This is a genomic window from Ruegeria sp. C5 (assembly GCF_056537605.1).
In genome coordinates this window covers 381,260-404,364 of sequence record NZ_JBQFRX010000003.1, presented here as the reverse complement: position 1 = coordinate 404,364, position 23,105 = coordinate 381,260, and the positions used below count along the sequence as shown (strand labels likewise).

General features: G+C 57.6%; 24 protein-coding genes and 1 tRNA gene. 10 read left to right on the top strand and 15 right to left on the bottom strand.

Annotation, left to right across the window (positions count from 1 at the left end; translation table 11 throughout):
* Positions 1-28: 28 nt before the first annotated feature.
* From ACR0AW_RS13550 to rlmB, 3 genes are all read right to left on the bottom strand, one after another.
* Complete coding sequence (locus ACR0AW_RS13550) at positions 29-400, bottom strand: YHS domain-containing (seleno)protein (RefSeq protein WP_170735482.1); 372 nt, start codon at positions 398-400, stop codon at positions 29-31.
* Positions 401-575: 175 nt separating this feature from the next.
* A complete protein-coding gene (locus ACR0AW_RS13545; protein ID WP_255612144.1) occupies positions 576-851 on the bottom strand; it encodes a hypothetical protein in 276 nt (91 codons plus the stop codon).
* Positions 852-863: 12 nt separating this feature from the next.
* Complete coding sequence (gene rlmB / locus ACR0AW_RS13540; protein WP_170732930.1) at positions 864-1,637, bottom strand: 23S rRNA (guanosine(2251)-2'-O)-methyltransferase RlmB; 774 nt, start codon at positions 1,635-1,637, stop codon at positions 864-866.
* Positions 1,638-1,753: 116 nt separating this feature from the next.
* Here rlmB and ACR0AW_RS13535 point away from each other — a divergent pair.
* Positions 1,754-1,837, top strand: a tRNA-Tyr gene (locus tag ACR0AW_RS13535).
* Between the two features lie 86 nt (positions 1,838-1,923).
* Here ACR0AW_RS13535 and ACR0AW_RS13530 read toward each other — a convergent pair.
* The 6 genes from ACR0AW_RS13530 to ACR0AW_RS13505 all read right to left on the bottom strand — a co-directional run bounded on the left by ACR0AW_RS13530 (position 1,924) and on the right by ACR0AW_RS13505 (position 9,007).
* A complete protein-coding gene (locus ACR0AW_RS13530; RefSeq protein ID WP_170732931.1) occupies positions 1,924-3,396 on the bottom strand; it encodes a glycosyltransferase family 39 protein in 1,473 nt (490 codons plus the stop codon).
* Positions 3,397-3,554: 158 nt separating this feature from the next.
* Positions 3,555-4,091 (bottom strand): DUF2478 domain-containing protein, encoded by a 537-nt coding sequence (locus tag ACR0AW_RS13525; protein ID WP_170732932.1) that lies wholly within the window; start codon positions 4,089-4,091, stop codon positions 3,555-3,557.
* Positions 4,092-4,165: 74 nt separating this feature from the next.
* Positions 4,166-4,831, bottom strand: coding sequence for an NnrU family protein (locus ACR0AW_RS13520; RefSeq protein WP_170732933.1), 666 nt, complete (start codon positions 4,829-4,831; stop codon positions 4,166-4,168).
* Positions 4,832-4,936: 105 nt separating this feature from the next.
* Complete coding sequence (locus ACR0AW_RS13515) at positions 4,937-7,000, bottom strand: ABC transporter permease subunit (RefSeq protein ID WP_170401463.1); 2,064 nt, start codon at positions 6,998-7,000, stop codon at positions 4,937-4,939.
* Positions 6,997-8,046 carry a betaine/proline/choline family ABC transporter ATP-binding protein gene (locus ACR0AW_RS13510; RefSeq protein ID WP_170732934.1) on the bottom strand — a complete coding sequence of 350 codons (1,050 nt, stop codon included), beginning with the start codon at positions 8,044-8,046 and terminating at the stop codon, positions 6,997-6,999. The genes ACR0AW_RS13515 and ACR0AW_RS13510 overlap by 4 nt, the downstream gene beginning before the upstream one ends.
* Positions 8,047-8,056: 10 nt before the next feature.
* Entirely contained in the window at positions 8,057-9,007 is a 951-nt protein-coding gene (locus ACR0AW_RS13505) for an ABC transporter substrate-binding protein (protein WP_170392106.1), read from the bottom strand.
* Positions 9,008-9,341: 334 nt separating this feature from the next.
* Here ACR0AW_RS13505 and ACR0AW_RS13500 point away from each other — a divergent pair, with 334 nt between their 5' ends.
* Together ACR0AW_RS13500 and ACR0AW_RS13495 are read left to right on the top strand one after the other, a co-directional pair.
* On the top strand, positions 9,342-10,004 hold the full coding sequence (locus tag ACR0AW_RS13500) for a DNA-3-methyladenine glycosylase I (protein ID WP_170732935.1): 663 nt from the start codon (positions 9,342-9,344) through the stop codon (positions 10,002-10,004).
* 42 nt (positions 10,005-10,046) lie between these two features.
* Positions 10,047-10,733 carry a hypothetical protein gene (locus ACR0AW_RS13495; protein WP_170392110.1) on the top strand — a complete coding sequence of 229 codons (687 nt, stop codon included), beginning with the start codon at positions 10,047-10,049 and terminating at the stop codon, positions 10,731-10,733.
* Between the two features lie 5 nt (positions 10,734-10,738).
* Here ACR0AW_RS13495 and ACR0AW_RS13490 read toward each other — a convergent pair whose 3' ends face one another.
* On the bottom strand, positions 10,739-11,146 hold the full coding sequence (locus tag ACR0AW_RS13490) for a c-type cytochrome (RefSeq protein ID WP_170512308.1): 408 nt from the start codon (positions 11,144-11,146) through the stop codon (positions 10,739-10,741).
* Positions 11,147-11,243: 97 nt separating this feature from the next.
* Here ACR0AW_RS13490 and ACR0AW_RS13485 point away from each other — a divergent pair, with 97 nt between their 5' ends.
* Positions 11,244-11,681, top strand: a complete 438-nt coding sequence (locus tag ACR0AW_RS13485; protein ID WP_170512310.1) for a DMT family transporter — start codon at positions 11,244-11,246, stop codon at positions 11,679-11,681.
* Here ACR0AW_RS13485 and ACR0AW_RS13480 read toward each other — a convergent pair.
* Both ACR0AW_RS13480 and ACR0AW_RS13475 read right to left on the bottom strand, forming a co-directional pair.
* Positions 11,665-12,351, bottom strand: a complete 687-nt coding sequence (locus ACR0AW_RS13480; protein ID WP_170392116.1) for an ABC transporter ATP-binding protein — start codon at positions 12,349-12,351, stop codon at positions 11,665-11,667. The genes ACR0AW_RS13485 and ACR0AW_RS13480 overlap by 17 nt on opposite strands.
* Positions 12,344-13,630: a lipoprotein-releasing ABC transporter permease subunit gene (locus ACR0AW_RS13475; RefSeq protein WP_170732936.1), complete on the bottom strand. Its 1,287-nt coding sequence runs from the start codon at positions 13,628-13,630 to the stop codon at positions 12,344-12,346. Before ACR0AW_RS13475 ends, ACR0AW_RS13480 begins: the two co-directional genes overlap by 8 nt.
* A gap of 392 nt (positions 13,631-14,022) precedes the next feature.
* Between ACR0AW_RS13475 and ACR0AW_RS13470 the strand changes: the two genes are divergently transcribed.
* Positions 14,023-14,379: a hypothetical protein gene (locus ACR0AW_RS13470; RefSeq protein WP_170563856.1), complete on the top strand. Its 357-nt coding sequence runs from the start codon at positions 14,023-14,025 to the stop codon at positions 14,377-14,379.
* A 30-nt stretch (positions 14,380-14,409) separates the two neighbouring features.
* On the opposite strand, the gene proS is transcribed toward ACR0AW_RS13470, so the two are convergent.
* Entirely contained in the window at positions 14,410-15,750 is a 1,341-nt protein-coding gene (gene proS / locus ACR0AW_RS13465) for a proline--tRNA ligase (RefSeq protein WP_170732937.1), read from the bottom strand.
* 132 nt (positions 15,751-15,882) lie between these two features.
* Here proS and ACR0AW_RS13460 point away from each other — a divergent pair, with 132 nt between their 5' ends.
* From ACR0AW_RS13460 to ACR0AW_RS13440, 5 genes are all read left to right on the top strand, one after another.
* Complete coding sequence (locus ACR0AW_RS13460; RefSeq protein WP_170594715.1) at positions 15,883-17,280, top strand: FAD-dependent oxidoreductase; 1,398 nt, start codon at positions 15,883-15,885, stop codon at positions 17,278-17,280.
* Complete coding sequence (locus ACR0AW_RS13455; protein ID WP_170732938.1) at positions 17,280-18,254, top strand: isopenicillin N synthase family oxygenase; 975 nt, start codon at positions 17,280-17,282, stop codon at positions 18,252-18,254. The genes ACR0AW_RS13460 and ACR0AW_RS13455 overlap by 1 nt, the downstream gene beginning before the upstream one ends.
* A gap of 90 nt (positions 18,255-18,344) precedes the next feature.
* A complete protein-coding gene (locus ACR0AW_RS13450; RefSeq protein WP_170392915.1) occupies positions 18,345-19,418 on the top strand; it encodes an AI-2E family transporter in 1,074 nt (357 codons plus the stop codon).
* Positions 19,419-20,108, top strand: a complete 690-nt coding sequence (locus ACR0AW_RS13445) for an HdaA/DnaA family protein (protein ID WP_170392125.1) — start codon at positions 19,419-19,421, stop codon at positions 20,106-20,108.
* A gap of 50 nt (positions 20,109-20,158) precedes the next feature.
* Positions 20,159-21,703 carry a Ppx/GppA family phosphatase gene (locus ACR0AW_RS13440; protein WP_170732939.1) on the top strand — a complete coding sequence of 515 codons (1,545 nt, stop codon included), beginning with the start codon at positions 20,159-20,161 and terminating at the stop codon, positions 21,701-21,703.
* On the opposite strand, the gene ACR0AW_RS13435 is transcribed toward ACR0AW_RS13440, so the two are convergent.
* Both ACR0AW_RS13435 and ACR0AW_RS13430 read right to left on the bottom strand, forming a co-directional pair.
* Positions 21,704-22,075, bottom strand: a complete 372-nt coding sequence (locus tag ACR0AW_RS13435; RefSeq protein WP_170732940.1) for a hypothetical protein — start codon at positions 22,073-22,075, stop codon at positions 21,704-21,706.
* A 37-nt stretch (positions 22,076-22,112) separates the two neighbouring features.
* Positions 22,113-23,105 (bottom strand): endonuclease/exonuclease/phosphatase family protein, encoded by a 993-nt coding sequence (locus ACR0AW_RS13430; RefSeq protein ID WP_170512355.1) that lies wholly within the window; start codon positions 23,103-23,105, stop codon positions 22,113-22,115.

The window sequence follows — 23,105 nt, the reverse complement described above, 5'->3', positions numbered from 1 at the left end:
GCCGATCTTAAGCCAAGAGCAATAGGTTTTATTGGTAAAGAACCGCAGGCCAATGCCCCTCGGCCTCGCGGATGTAATTGGTGACATCGCGTTCCCAGATACGTTCGATCGCTTCCGAGTGGGTCAGATATAACCGCCCATCCACAATCTGCCATGCCTTGGGATCGGTACTGCTTAGCAGGCCTTTCGCCATCGCATAGGCGCAGTAACCACCAAACTGCGGGGCATAGGCGCGCGGATTGCGTTCAAATCGATCGCGATTTTCCTCTGACGCAAACCGCCAAATCGCACCCTTCCACATCAGCGCTATGTCGGGCTGACCCAACTCTGGTGCTCCAGCCTTGAAATAAGAAACCGCATCATAGCCTGAGACCGCCATCCCATCGTCCACGTAGAACATCGGCATTTCCTGCGCACCGACGACAGAGGCAAACGGGGTACAAAAGAGACTGATCAAGAAGGAACGTCGAGACAACATAGGTGATTCACTGGATTGCGGTTAGAGGGCTTCAAGATGCATATTTCAAACCGTATCTGAAACCCCCATGACGCCGATGTGAACTGGCGTGCGGTTGTTAATCGAAAACGTCTTCGATCACGTCCCAGGCTTCGTCCAACACCTTTGAGAACAGGCCCCGCTTTTTCTTCTTTTTGTATTTTTTGTGCTTCTGTGCCGGCTGGTAACTTTTGATCGGCCGATCTGCCAGTTTGGCTTTCGGCACCATCTTGAGATTATGCAGGGGTGCGCCGCAGCTTGCGCAACTCAGCTCGTGCTGTTGCTTTCCCCGAAGAACCAATGCGGCACGGGTTCCGCAATAGCAGCAGGTGGCAATTTTATGTGGAGTGGATATGGGGGCCTCCTGTCATCTGGGTTTGGATGCATATAGTGCGATAGCCGCGGCATTTGAGACGTTTAGAGAACCAAATCCCCCCGCCGCGTCAATTTTTACCAAATGATCGACGGTTTCCTTGGTTTTCTGACGCAACCCGGGCCCCTCAGCCCCCAGCACCAGCGCCACCGGGCGATCACGCTTGTCGCCCAGCGTGGCTTCTATCGTCTGTTCGGCCTCACCATCCAGACCCAGGACTAAATACCCCATGTTCTGCAGCTCGATGATCGTATCGGCCAAATTGCGCACGCGTAGATAGGGTTGTCGTTCCAACGCGCCGCTGGCAGTTTTTGCCAAAGCGCCGGTCTCGGGCGCTGAATGGTGGCGGGTGCCAATGACGGCGCTGGCGCCCAGCACTTCTGCCGAGCGTAGAATCGCCCCGACGTTGTGTGGGTCTGTCACCCGGTCCAGCAGCAGCACACGTGGGTTTTCCTGCCCAATACAATTCTCGGCAAGCCCACCCCATTCCAGCGGCTTGACCTCAAGTGCCGCGCCCTGATGAACCGATCCCGGATCAATCGGTGCGGTGAATTTTCGCGGATCAACCATCTCGGGTACAATCTCCGCAAATTCAATAGCTTCCAGCAGTTTGTCGCGGGCATTGCGCGTCACAATCAGGCGCAGCTTCTGCCGTTTCGGGTTCATCAGCGCGTCGCGCACGGCGTGTAGACCGAACAGCCAGACGGTTTCTGCCGCAGCCGCTTTGCGCGCCTGTTCCTTCACAACGACCCACTTTGGTTTCTTCATGATACGGGCCTCCGGGCCGGGAATTCGGTTTCCTGCGTCAAAGCGGTATTTTCCTGTTGACGCCCTTTAGACGCGCTAGTAATCACGCCTCCACGTCAGGTGCAACGCCTGGCAGTGGGCGACAGGCCGCAAGGTGTGGCAGGGGACTGTAACTCCCTCGCGGAGACGCACGCCTGGTTCGATTCCAGGGTCGCCCACCACTTACTCACCGAAAAAATTGAGCCATTCGTTCGGGCCGATATCTGGGTGATAGCAACGTTCGATGTCAACTTCCATGGTCCCGGCGCTATTGCGATACAGGTCCAAATGACAGCGACATCTCTTCGTTGTTGTCAAAGCGGTATGGCGCAACCAAGGTTTTCACCTGTGCTGGGTCGACGTCCTTCGGGGCATTTCGAGCCGATTCCCAAACCCGAAGAGCAGCATTTGGCGCGCGCGGGTCCCGATCGCTGTAAACAGGATGATCGGGCGCAAAATAGGCCATGTTTCCGGAAATCCAATTGTCAGCAACAATTGCATTTTCGGGCGCTGTTTGCGCAATTATCTCAGAGGTCAAAGTAGCGAAAGGGGCCGCGCGTTTGGCATCCCCTGCCAGATTGTGATGCAGCATCGCCAGTCCAATAAACACCGCCAGAACGGCGCTGACCTGGGCAAATCGCCTTACGCCTTTACGACCTGCACTCGGTAACAACCACAAACACAGCACGGGGCCGGCATAAATCAATATCGGTTGCAGCCAGCGATCCTTTACGTTGGTGCTTCCGCTCACAAGCACTACAGCCGCCATAAGTAACAACGCCCAGACCAGAGTACGCGTCATCAATCGCCTCAGATCATCGCCTTTGGCGGCCACCCCTTGTCTGAGGTAGACCAACCAGAGAACACCCAGGACGATTAGCAAGAGCGATACAAACCCAGCCGACGCCAAGGCCAACTCAACCAAGCCTTGCAGCGCGATCAATGTGGTTGGGCCATCGCTGCTCATGTCCAACTTGCGCGCGCTTGCAAATGCGTGTTCGGGATTGTTCAGAACCCATAGCATCGGTGGTGTGACAAGCAATGCGGCGACACCCAACGAAAGCAGCAGTCGAGGCGACCAGAGAGGCTTGCGCGTCTCAGATGCACTGAAAGCCGCCAGCAACATGGCCAGCAGCGCGATCGCATAGTTGTATTTTGACAAACTTCCCATTGCCACGACTACGCCCAGCAAGACGAATCCCCAAGTCGTCGGTTTGCGAATTAGCCCCCAAATCACCGCGAAGGTCAGAACCGAGCAGAGATTGGCCAGAACGGTATGCGTCAGCGCGCGTTGCGCCTCCCAACTAAACTGATAGAGCATCAGAAGTGACAGGACCGACAGCCCTGCCCACAGTGGCGCATGACGGGTTCGTATGGTCAGGTACAGCGCGACAACCGTCGCCAGCAGCATCCCGTTCTTCAGCAGTGACAGCCCTAATATGCCGGGACCGGTTATCTGAAAGATGCCCCATTGCAGCCAGGCATAAAGTGGCAGTTGCGGGCCGTAGCCCCATTCCAGGCGGCGCGCATCAAGAAGTATCTCAGCCTCATCCAGACCAAGCGCGCCGCCGGTTGCAACTCGCAATACGACATGAAGCAGAAAGTAAGCCGTGACTATGCTTAACCAGAAGCAATCTGTCGACATCAACCCATCGAGACGGGATTGCTTCGCTGCCGGGTCATCGACCCCGCAAGCGGCTTCCAGAGATCGCTCATCTGAGACGCACTGATCTTCGATCATGGATAAGCCCATTTCGTCGGCACTCGCCCAGGATATCTGGCCGCCGGATTGCAACTTTGACCGAAGCTAGACCCGATGTGTGGGCTCAAGTCCACCATTTTTGCGGCAGTTGGGCGCGTGAAACAATGCGCGCAGCTCAGCAGATGGATGCCTGGGCTTCAGCCGCCAGATGCCGCGGCGGGTTGAACGTCAGTTTGGGATATTTTGTCAAACCACTCAGTCAGGCTGCTGACATCGGGGCCAAGCGCCTCGGCTATGCCGCCGGCGAATTCCTGAAACTTTTCAATGTTCAACTGATTGACGCCCACCAAGACGGGAATTTCACGTTCAAGAGCGTCGGCGATAATCGGGCGAAAGCCCCGCCCGTCCGCCTCGTGCTTTCCGAACTTGTTGATGATCAGCAATTGAGGGCCATCCTCAAGCGACCGCGTCACGAGGCCGACGGCCCGTTCCAATTCAGCCGGATCCAGACGGCAACCCCGAGCGTTCTTGCCAAGGGATTGTGAGATGCGAATGGTTTCCCCGGTCGGAATGACTTTCAGATCCATATCGCATTTATATCCGTCGGCACATTCGGTGTTGGTCTGCACAACCCCGGCAATCGGTGTTCCGGCCTGCACAAGACCATCCGCAAATTCGCTAAGCAGGCGGTCAGTCGCACCGCGATCGGTTGTCGTTACATAGGCCAGATGCATTTTTTTTGGACCTCAGATTTCAGTCGATGACGTTTCAGATAGCACGCGTCGGCTTGCCCGACCACCTTCATCCATCAAGGCAACGGAGAAAGCCCGATCACCGATGCGTGCAGGTGGAGGAGAACCGCGTAAGAAGCCAAAGCAGTCAACCAGACCCAAAGGCTGGGCCAAGGGCGGGGCGCGCTGAGTGACAGGCGCGCGGTATTGCGGGAAAGGCGTACCCATTCCGTCCCCAAATTGCGCGCGGTGCGGTGATCAATGAGCGCCATGCCCATCAACGCAAAGCCAGCAAACAAGCCGAACAGGATGACATGCGACAGGCTTCCATTGGCCAAGAGATGTGCCAAAGCCCATAGCATCAACGCCACAAGTATCGGATGACGCGTCGTGCGCAGGATTCCAGGGTTTTCGGGATCGAACGGACGGTGCCCCAGCCCTCCGAATGAGAACGGGTTCCGGATCGACAGGCCCGCAATGGCCAACCAGCAGACTATAGGCATGACCAGCAAAGGCACCCAGCGAAAGATTGGAAGCGGCGGGATCACTTCGACATAGGGTGCATTTGCGGCGGCGATGATCAACCAGGCCAAAACTGCTAGCGAAATCATTGAATAGCTGGCGAAATATGCGCGCTTTCCCATCGTACCGATCAGCCAGCCGCGCACTGCTGGGCGTGCTGGAATCATGTGGCTAAGAAGGAATGTGGCAAGTGCTGCGAGGAAGAGGCCCCAACCAGTCATCGTAATCTCCGAACGTGTTGCGCCCGGTTTAGGCCGTGACAGCGCGCTGGTCTTTGTCCGAAATCAAGTGAGGGCAAAGGGGCGGTTACCCGCCCCTGCCCTGTCTTACAGGCCCAGCGCCTTGCGGCGTTCCTCGGCAAAACCCTGCACCATACGATCAGCGATCAGTGCTAAAATAGCCATGGCGGCACCGGCCGAGATGCCAAGCCCCACATCCGCCTGCCCCAGCGCCAGATAAATCGACTGGCCCAGACCGGTTGTCCCGATCAGTGCCGCTATCACCAGCATGGCGAAGGCATAGAGGATGGTCTGGTTCAGCCCCAGTAGGATGGTCGGTGCGGCATAGGGCGCGCGGACGTCGCGCATGATCTGCCACTCGGTCGCGCCGCTGGAGATTGCGGCTTCCATCATTTCCTCGGGTGTGTTGACCAGCCCGTGTCGCGTGTAGCGGATCATCGGGACGATGGCGTAGGCGCAGATCGCCAGGAAGGCCGAGAACTCACCGATCTGAAACACCATCAGAACCGGGATCAGGAACACAAACAGTGGGATCGTCTGCAGCATATCACAGATCGGGCGAACCACTTTCCAGACCGGCCCCCAAACTGCGCTGGCAAGACCGATCAGCCCTCCGACTACTGCGCAGGAAAACACTGCGGCACCGCTGAGGTAGAGCGACAGGAGTGCCCGCTCCCACAGGCCTGAAACGAGGATGGTACACAGCAGCCCAACCGACAGCGCCGCAAGACGCCAGCCACCCGCGACCCAACCCAGCGCAGCCGCGCCCGTCAGGACAAACGGCCAAGGCAGGTTTGATATGCCGGTTTCCAGCATTCCGATCAGGATAAGAACGATCAGTCCACCGGTCAGATGCCCGCGCCATGTCATCAGCAGAGCGATAGCCGCACCAGCGGCGAACAGACCCCAGCTCATGCTCGGGGTCCACTGGAACCCCCAGGTGAACGGTAGTACAGCCTGGTCCAGACCGATCCGCAAGGGCAACAACACATAGAACAGAGAGTTGTTCTTGAGTGCGTCCAGCCAAGGCCCGTTAGCCTGCGTAAATGAGGTCAGGCCGGTGTCAATCGCCTCGGCCATCGGGTCCAGAACTGTAAGGTCAGACGGGTTCGGCAACCGGGACCAGAAGGCAGCGGTAAATAGCACTGCAAAGCCCAGCATCGCCCAGACAACGCGGCTGTCATATCGCTTGCGCTCGGTCGCCAAAGTGCCGCTCATCCTGTCGATGATCACTGCGAAGACAACGATGACCAGACCGGCCATGAGGGATTCACCGAACTGCGCCTTGCGCATGGTCAAAAGGACTTCCCAGCCGATGTCGTTGAAGCCGCCGATGACCGCAGCGATGATCACCATCGACAGGGCGGCCATCAGGCATTGGTTCACACCAACCATGATCTGAGTCGTGGCAGCAGGAATTTCGACCTGAAAGAGCTGCTGCCAGCGCGTCCCGCCGGACATGATCGCAGCTTCTTTGATTTCGGGCTCTACCCGTTCCAGCCCCAGCATAACGTTGCGAGCCATAGGTGGCGCGGCGTAGATGGCCGAAGCGATCAGGCCGACCACCGGACCGAAGCCAAACAGAAGCAGCAGCGGCGTCAGATAGGCAAAGGTCGGCACCGTTTGCATGATGTCCAGTACTGCCTGAACAAAGGCCTTCACACGTGGCACTTCATTGGCAAGAATACCGATAGCCCCGCCCATAATCAGCGCCACGGGGACAGACACGGCGACAAGGGCCAGCGTATTCATGCTCTCGGCCCAATAGCCTGAAGCCAGAACGAAGCTGAGGCCAAAGAACCCCAGCGCAGCCATCGGCAAACCGCCCAGATACCAACCCAGCGCAGTGACGACCCCAATCAAGATCGGCCAGGGCGTGCTGCCGAGCACGTAGTTTGCAGCATTCATCGGATACGTCATCAGGTCCGAAAACAACCGCATCGCCGGTTTAATGCCATTCAGAAACCAGTCGAGAAACGCCCCAACCCATTGCGTTGCAGGCAGTTCCCATTCTTTGGGCCATGTGATCAGCCATGGGGCAACGCCTTCCAGCGCAAGGCAAACCGCACCAACGACAAGGGTAATCAGCGCGGCCTGCGCCCCAGCCGTCAGGCGGGCCTGCCGCGCGGGGATATCCGTCACAGCGGTCATGCTTCATCCACCTGCAGGGCTGCGGCGAGATCGGACGGATGAACCGTACCGACAATATTGCCGTCTGCATCGCGGACGGGCACGGGTTCATACAGCTCCATGCAATGTGCGAGCGCCGCGTCGAGCGTCATGGATGTGGTCAAGCCCGGATCATCCGGCCCACGCTCAGCATCATCACGCATGACCGAAGCAACCTTGGCATGCTGGCCTTTGGCCACGTCCTTAGAAAATTCGCGCACGTAGTCGTCTACCGGACGCAGCACGATATCCGTCGGCGTGCCGATCTGAACGATTTTGCCATCGCGCATAATGGCGATGCGGTCGGCCAGTTTCAGCGCCTCTTGAATGTCGTGAGTGATAAAGACGATGGATTTCTTCAACGTCGCCTGGATGCGTAGGAATTCATCCTGCAGCTGGCGGCGGATCAAAGGATCAAGGGCCGAGAACGGCTCGTCCAGAAACCAGATATCGGGATTCACCGCAAGGCTGCGCGCGATCCCCACGCGTTGGCGTTGACCACCCGAAAGCTGCCGAGGAAAGCTATCTTCGCGGCCTTCCAGGCCGACCAGCGAGATTACTTCCTGCGCACGCGCCAAACGTTCCTTTTTGCCGACGCCTTGCACACGTAGCGGATAAGCCACGTTTTCAGCCACGGTCATATGAGGGAACAGGCCAAAATGCTGGAAAACCATGCCCAGCTTCTTGCGCCTTAGTTCAGTCAGGGTTTTCTTCGATGCACCGACGACATTCTCGCCATCCACACGGATCTCGCCGCCCGTACCGGGCAGAAGTTGCGAAATGCAACGAATCAGCGTCGATTTGCCCGAGCCGGACAGACCCATGATGACAAAAAGCTCGCCTTCTTTGACCTCGAAATTGGCATCCTGAACAGCAGGGATAAACCCCAGTTCGCGCAAATCGGCGGCGGCTTTGTCAGCGTCACTCCCTGACCGAGACAGCGCGTCGGTCAGAGCTTTGTCGGCACCTTGGCCAAACACCTGCCAGAGATTCTGGCAGGCGATGGCTGGCGTATTCGCTTCAGTCACTTAAGCGGACTCACTGCGTTGCCGCGTCAACGACGGGGCGCCATTTGTCTTCATTCTCGGCCATCCATGCCGCGACGACTTCTTCGACCGCGCCACCATCTACGTCGATCGCCCCCATCATTGGCTGCTGGTCTTCGACCGAAAGCTGATAGTTAGTCAGGATTTCATAGGCAGCGGGCCACTTGTCTGCCATGCCGCTCCAACCGGCCTTGAAGATACGTGACGGCGAGAAATCGCAATCATTCACTGCGTTGGGGTTCGGGCCCCAAGACGGATCGTTAAAGCACGCCTCTTCGCCTGCAGGCAGTTCGACAAACTGTACGTCATATGCCGACATCGCCCAATGTGGCTGCCAGAAGGTGATCAGCAACGGCGACTTGCGCTCGGTCGAGGCGCGCAATTCGGCGATCAAAGCGCCCTCGGAACCCGCGGGGACCGCTTTGAACGGCAATTCAAGACCGGTCATACGATCCGCGCCGGGCGTACCCCAATCCGCTGGGTAATCGACCAGACGGCCACCGGGCAGAGTTTCAGCCGTAGCAAAAACTTGCGCACACTCTTTCAGCGCTTCCCACGCAGGCAGGCCCGGGCACAGCTCCGCTACATGTGCCGGGTAGGCAATGCCTTCCTTGGCATCAAGCCCCAGATCGCCGATTTCAACAACGGTGCCTTCGTCGATCTTCTTGGCGTATTCGTCGGACACGTTGGACGACCAGATTTCCAATGTCGCGTCAATGTCCCCATCGGCCAACGCCTGGAACTGATTCATCATCCCGGCGGTCACGTATTCTACGTTATAACCGGCGGCCTTCAGCATCTCACCTGCCACATGGGTGGTCACATGTTGACCGGTCCATTCGTTGATCGCCAGCTTGATCGGTTCATCGACCGCGCCCATATCTGCGGCATGGGCCGCCCCGGCCACTGCGATAGCCAAAAAGCTTACGCTTAGCTTTTTCATAACAACAACTCCCTGTTTTTTACGTTTGCCCCATGGCGATATCGAGCCCGCCCAGGATCATTTGTGGTCACAGCACATTTCGCAACATGCACAAGTTTAGCCGAAAAAGGAAAGGGAACAGTTGTTCCGGGTCCGACGCGCTTCATCTAGCGTTAAACCACGACCCATCCCTGCTGCTCCACTCGGCAATACACACACTTAACACCGTCAGTTCGGAACCGTCAAAGATATTGATTGACTAGTCAATATAAAACACGCGCTTCATCTCAAGATCTGATTTGCCTTGTCAAATCTTCTTAATAAGGCAGCATCTGGATAAGGGAGGGTCTGGGAGATGCGTCACTTTGAAAAGATCTACCAGATATCGGCTGATCGCCACGGCGGCCCCGCCGAACTGGAAAGCAAGCTAAGCAAGCCTAAACCAATCGCCGAATTGGTGGCGATGTCAGATGATCGCTGGTTATCGCTTATTACGAAAACCGTGTTCCAGGCAGGGTTTAACTGGAAAGTGATCGAATCGAAGTGGGACGGATTCGAAACGGCATTTGACGGCTTCGACATTGGACGCTGCGCATTCATGGATGACGAGAAATTCGACGCACTGCTGCAGGACACCCGCATTGTCCGCAACGGAACCAAGATTGCCACAGTGCGCGACAATGCCGCGTTTCTGCTGGAACTCCGCGCGGAAGGTGGCGTCGGGCAAATTCTGGGCGGGTGGCCATCACAGGATTATGTCGGCTTGCTACAGATGCTCGCCAAGCGCGGATCGCGGCTTGGCGGTGCTTCGGCGCAGTATGCTATGCGGTTTGCCGGACGGGACAGCTTTATTCTGTCCCAAGATGTAACAGCTCGTCTGATCGCTGAGGGCGTTATCGACAAACCTGCAACCTCCAAAAAAGCAATGGCCGCTGTGCAGGCCGCGTTCAATATATGGATGGAACAATCCGGGCGATCGCTGACGGAAATCAGCCGGGTTCTAGCGATGAGCCTTTGAAAACGACTTGCAGCGCCGAGCTGCCGCATTAGGCTTAATGCTATGATCCGCCCCCTGTTGATTTCATTGCTGTTTCTGTGTGTAGCCTGTGGTCGACCTCTAACCGATCACGAGCGCGCATTTGTCAGTAAAATCCACGGAGACACATTGAATCTGGATCGTGTGCGATTGGTAGAGGGTGCCCCCGTCGCAGCGGTTACATTTACCCGCAAAGCCCGCCCTCGGGTTGCCTGCCGTGAACGAATCTTACCACCTGTCAAAGAGGAAACCGTGACCGGCAAACCCGCGGGCGTTGCGCTGTTCAATCATGTATACTTCACGAAGGACTGGTATCTGGACGACTACATGAGCCAGTACCCCGATCAGGTGAACCTGATCGGGGCAATGTTGCTTGCGCATGAATTAACCCATGTCTGGCAGTGGCAAAATCGCAAGACAACTGGTTATCACCCGTTCCGCGCTGCGGCAGAGCATGGCCGGAAGGACGATCCTTACCTGTTCGACCTTGATACTTCGCCCGATTTTCTGGCCTATGGCTACGAACAGCAGGGCGCCATCGTCGAGGAATATGTTTGCTGCCGGGCGCTCGACCCCGACGCACCTCGAACCAAGCGTCTGCACGATATGCTAAGCGCCCAATTCGAAGTCTCGAAATTGCCCGGTAACAGGCGCGAAAGCTCCGTCCTGATACCCTGGGCGGGCGCAGAGATTAATGGCATCTGTCGCTGAGCTTTTTAGTTCACTTGCAGGGTCTTCAGGTACGCCACTAGATCCACGATTGGCTTGCTGGTCAGGATAGGCTGCCCTTCCGGCGATTTGATCGCGGTGTCGTTACCTTCGAAATAGGGGCCATAAACCGGCATCGGGCTGCCATGGCTGACCAACGGTTCGCGCCCGTCAATCCGCGCCACGACGCGCGCTGTCGGAAATACACCATTTGCATCGGCCAGCGTTCTCAGGTTTGTTGGCTGGATCACCAGCACCCCGGCCATTGGCCCATGCCCCGTTGCATCCAACCCATGACAGGTAGCGCAATAGTGCTGATACAGCTCGGCCCCGGTCTCCACGTCCTGAGCTGAAGAGGCCTGTGGTATCATGGTAAGTACAGTCAGCGCGCCCGCGCCAAGTATTGATCGGATCATCACTTTTCTCCCTCCTGCCTGGCAAATCGAGACTTGCCGGGAGTTCACGCTGGCGCAATGATCCAGATCAACGAAATAGGCGCAGGGACAAAAGGCAATGACACAATACGCAGCCATCATGCTGGCCGCCGGGATCGGCGTTCCCATCCTCGCCGCTCTGAATGCAGCCTTGGGCAGGTTGATCGGCTCACCCAATGCGGCCGCCGTCGTCCTGTTCGCGATCGCCTTTGTCGCTTCAGCGCTGGCGCTGTTGGTACTCGGTGGATCCGATGCCTTTGCCAAACTCACCCAAGCCCCCAAACATCTGCTGCTGGGCGGCGTATTAATCGCCTTCTATGTGCTATCAATCACCCATGTGGCCCCACATTTTGGCGTGGGCAATGCGGTGTTTTTCGTCTTGCTCGGCCAGTTGATCAGCACAGCTGCGATTGACCATTTCGGTCTGTTCGGCGCTCAGGTTACGCCGCTGACGTTCATGCGGGCAGGAGGCATTGCAGTAATGGCAATCGGGGTCGCCATCACTCAGCTGGCCTGAGCACGCCCCCTTCCAGCCGCAACATCCGGTCCATCCGCGCCGCCAGATCAAGGTTATGCGTCGCGATCAGCGCCGAAAGCCCTTCATCCCGCACCAGCGCCATAAGGGCCGCAAACACCTGATCCGAGGTATCGGGGTCCAGATTGCCGGTTGGCTCATCCGCCAGCAGCACACGTGGCTGATTTGCCAGTGCCCGGCAGAAGGCCACGCGCTGTTGCTCTCCGCCCGACAAGGCTGCTGGCCGGTGATCTGCGCGCGGAGCGACGCCAACGCGATCAAGCAACTGCATCGCACGGGCTTGCGCTGCTTTCTCGGAAGCACCGTTTGCCAGTTGCGGCAACACGATGTTCTCCAGCGCCGTAAACTCAGGCAACAGATGGTGGAACTGATAGACGAAGCCAACATCGCGCCGACGGATCGCTGTGCGCGTGCGATCCCCTTTGCCCGTCGCGCCCTGCCCTGCGACTTCGACTTCGCCGGTATCCGGGATATCCAGCAGGCCCGCGATATGCAGCAGGGTCGACTTGCCCGCCCCGGATGGCGCAACCAATGCCACAGCCTCACCCGCGCGCAGCTCCAGATCGGCACCGCGCAGAACCTGCACCTCTCCTGGGGTGCCTTGCAGATAGGTCTTGGTCAGACCGCTGAGCCTTAAAGTCACATCACTCATAGCGCAGCGCCTCAACCGGGTTCAGCCGCGCTGCGCGACGAGCCGGGAAATAGGTGACAAGGAAAGACAGGCCAAGTGACAGCCCTATCGCTTTCATGACGTCAGACAGGTGCAATTCGGCGGGCAATGCGTAGATGCCGCGAATGGACGGGTCCCAGACGCCGCCACCCATGACGTAGTTCACGAAGGAAAAAATCGGATCGATATAGATAGCGAAGAGGCAGCCCAGTACGACGCCCATCGCTGTTCCGATGATTCCCGTAAAGGCCCCGCAAATGAAGAACACCCGCAGCACTGATCCTTCGCTGAGCCCGATGGTGCGTAAGATACCGATGTCGCGCCCTTTGTTCTTCACCAGCATGATCAACCCCGAGACGATGTTCATTGCTGCAATCAGCACGAGGATCGACAGGATGATGAACATCACATTGTCTTCGACCTCCAGCGCCCGCAGGAATCCTCCAGAGGCATCCTGCCAAGTCCAGATCTGGCTGCGCTCACCTGCGGCCTCAAGGATCGGAATCAGGATCGGGGTCAACTCTTCGGGGCGCTCAACCATCACTTCGATCTCGTCCGCCACGCCTTCACGGTTGAAGAAGCTTTGCGCCTCGGCAAACGGCATGTAGACGCGCGTGCGGTCGATGTCATAGCGCCCGGCAGAAAAGACATAGACCACCTCATAAGCGTTCACGCGGGGAGATGTGCCAAATGCGGTTTTGACACCGTTGGGCGAGGTCAGTTTGACCCGATCCCCCACCGTCGCCCCGATGGCCCGCGCCACGCCCGAGCCGATGGCGATGCCGTCCGGGAACCGGGACAGGTCACCATAGGCCTCTTCGCTTTCTGCAATACCTGCCAACTCGGCCAGATCGTCGGGACGAATGCCAAAGACCTGCACGCCTGAACTGCGGTCCGCGTTGGTGATCAGCACCTGACCTTTGACAAGCGGTGCTGCCCGTTCGACCCCCGGCACCTGCGCGATCCGCTCGGCCATTCCATCGAAATCCGTGATGGTACGGTCTAGCCGCCCCTGCGCATCGATTTCTCCGGCGGAATAAACCGTGACATGTGCGTTGGCCCCAAGAATAGTGCCCACGAATTCTGACCGGAATCCGGACCGAACAGCCAGCGTCGCGATCAAAGCGAACACAGCGAGCGTAATCCCGATCAGCGAGATCCAGGTCATCACGCTAACGCCCCCTTCGGCCCTACGGGCACGGAGGTATCGCCAGGCGATTTTCCATTCGAAAGGGGCAAAGGGCGGGGGAGATTTGGCCATTCCTGCCTCGGGTTCAGATTTTTCGCGACCCTTTCGACATTTCGCCGGATGGTCAAGCCAGTTATCGTGCGGACACCGGTTCGGCGTTACTGCGCCCGATAAAGGGGCGAAAAGAACAGTTTGAAACGAATCATTTGCCCCAAGCGCCAACTCATCAGCGGCAGCGCGAGAAATCACTGGCCGCAAATTATACCAATGGTTGTGAACCCCTTCACAGACACGGGCTTATTGTTTCAGTTATGAAGTCAATGTGAGATATCAGCACCCGACTGAGTCACAATCGCAACATTCAGGTGCGAAATATTGTTTCACAAATTGATTAGTGTGAGAAACTTTGTCACCCTATTTGTGTGGGGGACACATTTTAAGAGTTTAAGGGCGGAGGCACGCTCATGGGTATTCAAGAACATATGGAAGGTACGGGCCCGATTACTGCCCGTTCAGCAGCAACAGAACTGGATTGCGAAAGCGCCGCATTGTTGCGGGCAGCGATCAGGCCAGTTTTCACAAGCGCAGCAAGCTGGGCCGGGTTGGCCGACATACTGCGGGACAAAGGCTATCGCCTTGCTTTCCGGCAGGGGCGGCTGTGTATCACGGATCGCACCACTGACGAACGCGTCTGTGGATTGCGGTTTCTGGGCTTCGAACTGGCGGAACTTGTACGCCGCTTTGGTCGCCCGATCGTGGTCGCACGCGGCAGCGAAGCGGACGGCGATTTCCTGACCGCACGTCCGACCTCAGCTTCCTGAGCTAAACCGCCGAAGGTTGCACCGCCTTGTTCAGGCGATGCCCTCATAGATTTCTGCGATCTTGGTGACGGCCGCATCGGGGCTGAGCTCCTCACTTTCGCCGGTACGGCGGCTGGTGAGTTCGACAACACCATTCTTCAATCCACGCGGACCCACAGTGATGCGCCACGGCAGACCGATCAGGTCCATGGTGGCAAACTTGCCCCCTGCCCGTTCATTCCGATCATCATAAAGCGGCTCAAACCCCAGTGCGGTCAACGCGCTGTAGAGTTTATCGCACGCCGCGTCCGCCTCTTCATCGCCTTGCTTCAAGTTCACGATGCCGCAATGGAATGGAGTCACGCCTTCGGGCCAGATAATGCCCTTGTCGTCATGGCTGGCTTCGATGATCGCACCGATCAGGCGGCTAACGCCGATGCCGTGGCTGCCCATATGCACCGGAACCGGCTTGCCATCCGGGCCTTGCACAGTCGCTCCAAGAGCTTCGGAATACTGGGTGCCAAAATAAAAGATCTGCCCCACTTCGATACCACGCGCCACGCGGCGGCGGTTTTCGGGGATTTGGTCAAACAGGGCTTCGTCGTGGGTTTCGTCCGTTCGGGCGTATTTAGAAGTGAACTCTTCGAGGATCGCCTGACACTGTTCGCGGTTATCATAGTCGATCTCACGATCGCCGAAGGTCAGATCGGTGACCGCGCTGTCATAAAAGACCTCGGATTCGCCAGTATCGGCCAGTACGAGGAACTCATGCGTGTAGTCACCGCCGATAGGTCCAGAATCAGCGCGCATCGGGATGGCTTGCAGACCCATCCGCTCATAAGTACGCAGATAGCTGACCAAGTGGCGGTTATAGGCGTGCAGCGCGTCTTCTTTGGTCAGATCGAAATTGTATCCGTCCTTCATGTAGAACTCGCGCCCCCGCATCACGCCGAAACGTGGGCGGATTTCATCGCGGAACTTCCACTGAATCTGATAGAGCGTCAGCGGCAGGTCTTTGTAGCTGCTCACGTGGCCGCGGAAGATGTCGGTCACCAGTTCCTCGGCGGTCGGCGTGTACAGCATATCGCGACCGTGGCGGTCCTGCATGCGCAGCATTTCCTGGCCATAATCGTCATAACGACCGGATTCGCGCCAAAGGTCGGCTGATTGCAGAATCGGCATCTGGATCGCGATGTGCCCAGCCCGCGCCTGCTCTTCATGCACAATGTTCTCCAGCTTGCGCAGAACTTTGAAGCCCAATGGCAACCAGGAATAAATCCCGGCGGCGGCCTGTTTGATCATCCCGGCACGCAGCATCAGCCGGTGGCTGACGATCTGAGCCTCCGAGGGGTTTTCCTTGAGAACGGGCAGAAAGTAACGGCTGAGGCGCATAACGTAACCTTACGGGTGAGAATTTCGCTGCAAGGTGATTATTCCAAAGCCTAGCCGGGGGCAATCGCACATCGGTGTTTTGCGACCCATGCGCAGTCGGTTTTTTGATTGACCCGAGCGTTGGGGTTTTCAATGTTGGCGCAAACGTTAAACCGCGAGGCAGCAATGCAAACAATCACCGAACCCGCCCGCCAGATCCCCGTTGTTCATCAGACAGACGTATTGGTTGTCGGCTCGGGCCCCGCTGGATTGTCAGCAGCGCTGGCTGCCGCACGCGCTGGGGCCGAAGTTTCCTTGATGGATAGATTCGGTTGCATGGGTGGGAATATTACGGCAGTCGGCGTCGAAGGCTTTGCCTGGTATCGCCACGAACAAACTGTCGAGGCCGGAGGCATCGGCATGGAATTCGAAACCCGCGCCAAAGAGATGGGTGCAGCAGTGCCTGAAAGCCAATCGCTCAGCTACGAACTGGACAGCGAGGGTTTCAAGCTGGTGGCCGACAAGCTGGTTGAAGAGGCTGGCGTCCATCCGATGTTGCACCGGCAATTCGTCGCCCCGATCATGGAGGGGGATCGCATCACTGGGGTGATTACCGAATCCAAAGCGGGACGTGAGGCGATCTTGGCCAAGGTTGTCATCGACGCCACAGGGGATGCAGATGTAGCGCATCGCGCGGGCGCCCCGACCCACAAGACGCCACGCGAGGACATGATGGCGGCCTCAGTGATGTTCCATCTGGCCGGTGTCGATAAACGGGCCTTTATTGAAGGTGTCAAAGCCGACCCGCAGACCTATAAAGACTGGGGTGGCGGTGGCGAATGGAATATCGAAACCTCGGGCAAAGAGGACGACATGTTCTCGCCCTTCGTCAAGAAACCCTTCCAGCAGGCGATTGATGAGGGCCTGATACCGGCTCATTTGAACACGATCGCAGGGACCTGGGGGGCGATGCACGATACCGGAGAACTGACCTATATGAACCTGATTCATATGGACCAGATCGATGGAACCGACCCCGACAGCCTGACCTTTGGTGAAATCGAAGGCCGCCGACAGGCGATGCTGGCCATTGATGCCCTCCGCCGTTTCATGCCGGGGTGCGAAAACGCACGTCTACGCAATTTCGGAATGACCATCGGCATTCGGGATACGCGCAAGATCGATGCCGTCTACAACATGACCGAAACCGATGCCCGACATCAGGGCCGGTTCGAGGATTCCATCGGTATCTACCCTGAATTCATCGATGGCTACGGCATTCTGATCTTGCCGACCACGGGGCGATATATGCAGATTCCGTATCGCTCGATGCTTCCCAAAGGGATCAAGGGCTTGTTGGTTGCGGGCCGGTCCCATGGCGCGGATCGGGTCGCTCACGCCGCAACGCGCAACATGTCCTGCTGCGCGGTCATGGGGCAAGGCGCGGGAATTGCTGCGGCGTTATCCTTGAAAAGCAATCAAGATCTCGACAGCATGAACCTTGTTCCTGTGCATCAGGAACTGGAACGACAAGGCGTGAGAATTAACTGATGGAGCGTATTCCAACCATTGATATCAGCCCGCTGACTGATCCTTCTGGTCCGCTGTATCAAGCAACGGTCGCGCAGATCATGGATGCCTGCACCAGCATCGGGTTTCTGTCGATCACAGGGACAGGCATCGCGCCTGAGCACATCGAGCAGGTGCGCGAGTGTGTCAGTGCGATCTTTGATATCGACGAGGCCCGAAAATGGGATCAGGCCATCACCCGCGAAAACTATCGTGGGTACATTCCGATGGGGTTCTTCACGCCCAATGACGGCTCGGGCGCGGCGGATAAGTACGAAGGGTACAAGCTGCATTTCGAAGCAGCCGAAGATGCGCCGATCCGGGTTGAATGCGCACTTTACGGCCCGAATATCTGGCCCCGAGAAGTGCCCCAGGCCCGCGCGGTAATACTGGATTACTGGCTACAGCTTGATGGCGTGACAGATCTTTTGCTGGGTGCATTGGAAGTGGGGTTAAAAATCCCGCCCAACACACTACGCGACGCCTTCCGCGACCCGATGACCAACATGACCCTGCTACACTATCCGCCACAATCCCCGGATGAGCTTGGCTATGGAATTCATCCGCATAAGGACACCGACGCGCTGACAATAATCGCTCCCGATCCGGTCGGAGGACTTGAGGTGCAGACCCGCACCGGCGGCTGGATCACACCGGACTGCCCGCCCGGCGGCTTCGTGGTCAATATCGGCGACATGCTGGAACTGTGGTCGGGCGGGCGGTTGAAATCGACCCCGCATCGCGTGGTTAATCGATCCGGGCGTGAACGCTATTCCTTCCCTTATTTCGCCGTTCCGCGCCACGATGTGGTGGTTGCGCCACTGCTGCCTGCCCTGCCCGGCATTGATCGCCCGAAGGTACATTGCGGACACTGGTCGGCGGAAATCTGGCGCACCAACTGGCCTGATGAAATGGCCACAGGTGAGACACCGGAACTGGGTACTCTGACAGACTAGGGTATAAAAATCGCGCGCCATGAACCGCTTGCATCGCCGGGCGTCATGGGCCAAGAACACGGCAATGCTGTGCAAACGAGGGATTGCGCCATGGCCTTGCCGGTGAAGGATCAGCTTAGATACTGGGGCATTGCCGCCGCTGTTTTCGTGCTGCTTTTGTACCTGTTGGGCGATGTCTTGCTGCCCTTTGTGATCGGTGGTGCGATTGCATATTTCCTTGATCCCGTTGCGGACCGCCTGGAAACACTCGGCCTTTCGCGCATGGCTGCGACCGGGATCATTACCGTTGTCGGCGTGTTTGGTTTTGTTTTGATGATTCTTATGGTTGTGCCCGCGTTGATCACACAGCTACTGGATCTGATTGATGTTTTGCCAAGCCTTTTTAAAGAACTGCGCGCCTTTATTGAGAAACAATTCCCGGCTTTGCTCGATCGCGAATCAAATACCCACCAGATGCTGGTGTCATTTGGCGAGACGCTGAAATCAAAAACCGGCGATGTGCTGCAAACCGTTCTGGCCTCATTGGGTTCAGCAATAAATGTCGTCGTCCTGCTGGTTATCGTACCGGTTGTCGCGGTTTATCTGCTGATGGATTGGGATCGCATGATCACCCGGATCGGAGAGCTCTTGCCCCGTGATCACGCCCCCACGATCAAACGACTTGCTGGTGAAATCGACGCCGTTCTTGCCTCATTCGTGCGTGGAATGGGTACCGTCTGCCTGATCCTCGGCACCTACTATGCTGTCGCATTGATGCTGGTCGGCCTGCAATTCGGCCTGATCGTCGGCTTCATTGCAGGACTGGTAACCTTCATCCCCTATTTGGGCGCCCTGATCGGAGGCACCCTAGCCATAGGCCTGGCCCTGTTTCAGTTCTGGGGGGACTGGGCACATATCGGTTTGGTCGCCGGTATTTTTGCTATCGGACAGGTGACCGAGGGCAACTTCCTGACGCCCAAACTCGTCGGTAGTTCGGTGGGCCTGCACCCGGTCTGGCTGCTGCTGGCCTTGTCGGTCTTCGGCGCGCTGTTCGGCTTTGTCGGAATGCTGATCGCAGTACCTGTAGCGGCTGCCTTGGGCGTGCTGGCACGGTTTGCGACCGAGCAGTATCTGCACAGCCGCCTATATACCGGGCTTGAAGGGCTCAATCAGGAAGACGAATAAATGGCCATGCAGCTAAGCTTTGATCTGCCGTCCAAGACTGCCTTGGGCCGCGAAGACTTTTTCGTCTCGCCTGCTAATGCGCTGGCTGTTGCGATGATCTCTGCCACCTCATGGCCTGGCAACAAACTGGTGCTGAGCGGCCCTGCAGGATCGGGCAAGACCCATCTAGCGCATGTCTGGGCCGGCGAGACCGGCGGTCGAATCGTACAAGCCGCCGCGCTTCGATATGACGACGTGCCGGACCTGGCGCGCGGTCCGGTGGCGGTCGAAGATGTGCCGGTAATCGCGGCGGACGTCGAGCAGCAGAAAACTCTGTTCCATTTGCACAATCTGGTTCTGGCCGAGGGCCACGCCTTGCTGATGACCGGGCGCACGACGCCGAAGCTGTGGCATCTGCCGCTGGCCGATCTGCAAAGCCGGGCCGAAGGTGCGCATCATGTGTCGCTTGAAGGGCCGGACGATGCGCTGCTGGGCGCAGTGCTGGCGAAGCTATTCACCGACCGGCAGCTCAATCCGGGGCCGGATGTCATAGCATATCTGGTCAAGCACATGAATCGAAGCTTTGAAACCGCCGCCCGCGTGGTCGAGCAGCTTGACGAAATTGCGCTGACTGAAAAACGCGACATCACCCGTGCGCTGGCGGTGCGTCTATTGAACACAGAGGCCGAACAATCGGATGCCTGCAATTGACCGGACAAGGGTGATCTCGCATCCTGTCGCGCAAAAGACCTGGGGACACCATGACCAAGATTGCCGAGACTGATTTCCCGGATCACGGGCTGTTCGGAAGGCCGCTGTTCGAAGATCCGGGCGCCCGTGCACTTTCCCGGGTCGGGGTTGTCGATATCGGATCGAACTCGGTCCGGATGGTGATTTTTGACGGCGCGGCGCGCTCACCGGCCTATTTCTACAATGAAAAGGTGATGTGCGAACTGGGCGCCGGCCTGTCAGAGACCGGCCGACTGAACCCTGAAGGTCGCAAACGGGCGCTGGCTGCCTTGCACAGGTTTCAGCATCTTGCCAGAGACCTCGGCCTGCCCGCCCTGCACGCGGTCGCCACCGCTGCGGTGCGCGAGGCCAGCGATGGACCGGATTTCTGCGCGCAGGCAAAAGCCGAAACCGGCCTGATCATCAACGTTGTCGATGGCGAGGAAGAAGCACGGCTCTCAGCTCAGGGCGTGCTGCTGGGTTGGCCCGGAGCTTATGGGCTGATCTGCGACATCGGTGGCTCGTCCGTCGAACTCGCTGAGATCGGAGGCGGCAAGGTCGGACGTCGCATGACTTCGCCCCTGGGGCCGCTCAAGCTGCGCGATATCAAAGGCGGTCGCCGGGCGCGTAAGGAGCATATCAAGAAGACGCTGGAAGAGATGCGCGACCGGATGGGCCCTCAACGTGATCGGCTGTTTCTGGTCGGCGGCAGTTGGCGCGCCTTCGCACGTCTGGACATGTTGCGCCGAGGCTATCCGCTGAACGTGCTGCACGAATACCGCATGACACAAAGTCAGGTACGCGAGACCATCAAGTTCATCGAACAGAATGATCCTGATGAATTGCGCGCATTGGCCGGTGTGTCGGGATCGCGTATGGCATTGATCCCCTATGCAATGGATGTGCTTTCACGCCTGATCCGCACGTTCAAACCAAAGGACATCGCGATTTCAAGCTACGGCATCCGCGAAGGATTGCTGTATGAACAGATGCCGCAACGCCTGCGCGACCGGGATCCTTTGATCGAAGCCTGCCGGTTTGCCGAAGCGAAAGACGCGCGCTTGCCCGGTTTCGGCAAACACCTGTTCGATTTTGTCATGCCCTTGTTCCGTTCGGCGCCGGAACCGATGCTGCGCCTGATCAAGGCAGCTTGTCTGCTGCACGACGTCAGTTGGCGTGCGCATCCAGATTACCGGGCCGAGGCTTGTTTCGAATATGTCACCCGCGCCAACATGAGCGGGATCAAACATTCCGAGCGGATCTTTATCGGGCTCGCTTTGCAACACCGATATCGCAACAAACGCGAAGGGAGCCGCTTTACCGAGCTTTACGAACTGCTCGAAGAACGCGGCCAAGAACAGGCCGAAATCCTAGGCAAAGCACTACGGTTCGGAGCGATGCTTTGGATGCAGCACGACGCAGCCATGGGCAAGATGCGTTACTATCCCAAAAAACAAAAGCTCGAACTGCGTCTGCCCAAATCGGCAGGCGCATTGTTCAACGAAGTCGCCGAGGCCCGTTTTAACTCGTTGGCCGGCGCGCTGAAATCAGAACCCAAAGTGATCATTCGCGGATAATCAGATATCGGTATAACCGTTAGAAGTCTCTTCTTCCGGCACAACTTCTTCGGGCTGATCTTTGGGCTTCTTGCGGATGATAATGTCGCCGTTTGGTAACATCTCGGGCGATTCATACGCGCTCCAATCCTGCACCTGAGCAGCCAAATCAGCCAGCGCCGGACCCATTTCCCGCATGAAAGACTGCAAAGCCGGACCAAATTGGTCCGCAAGTCCACGCAGGTCTTCGAGCGTGGGCTCCATCTCTTGCCGCAAGCCTTCCAGAAACAACTCGGCACCCCGCTCCATCAGCGACTTACCTGAATCGTTCTGTGCTTGGGCAGGCAGGGCCAAGGCGGTACAAACAGCGCTGATCAGCATTAGACGTAGCATAGCTTGAATATAAGCGAGCGTGCCGAGTGTTGAAAGGTCAGAGGTCGATATCCAACGTCACCGGGAAGTGGTCGGATGCGGTTAGCAAGGCATCCCTCAGCTCGGGGTTGCCCCAGCAGGCGGCATCGCGAAACGGATGCCAGATGCGCCAGTTCGGGTGGTGGGCGCGCAAATCCTCGCTAATCATGATGTAGTCCAACAACGCCTCAAGATACCGTCCTTCATTCGGCCGCGCAAATCGTGCAGTTGCCGGGACGGAACCGGGGCGCAGTTCCAATGCCCGTGCCGCATGAGGATCATAGAGCCCCGCCTGCAACAATATCTCGACCGACGATCGACCGAAGAGATGTTCGAACTCGTCCAGCCCGGGTCCGTCATTGAGATCGCCCAGCAAAATCACCGGCTCTTGCTCCGTCAAATGATGTCGGACCCGTCGACCCAGCCATACCGCCTGCGCCAACTGCTTACGGCGATTGGCAATCGAAATTCGTATCATCTCATCCCGCGATGCAGCGCCATGGGGTGCTTTGGACTTCAGATGCGCCCCGATCAGTCGAAACTCCTGCCCTGAGGTTGTTTGGATCGCCAATTCCATCGGAGGCTTTGAAAACCGAACAAGATCCTCGGTCGCATCCACATCCAGGTCGATCCGGAACTCGGCATCGAAACGCGGCGCGTTCTCAGCCTCCCTTGCGTCGTGTTTGGCTGTAAGAATTTCGGGATCATAAAGCAGGGCCAATTCCTGATGTGTATCATTGGGAAATCCCATGATTGCATGGCTTGTACGCAGACCGAACGCCTCGGCAAATCGCTGCAAGGCACGGACCGTATTCTGAGACTTGCCTGTGTTGGGGGCTTCGACGATCAGCATCGCATCGGCATCAATCGCCGTCAGCACCTTTGCGATCGCCTCAACCTGCCGGGCCTTGGTCACATCGTGACGCCCTGACCAGCTGTCATCGACAATCAGGCTGTCATTGCGATCAAACAGGTTGGCGAACCATTCGATATTGTAGGTCGCCAACCGCAC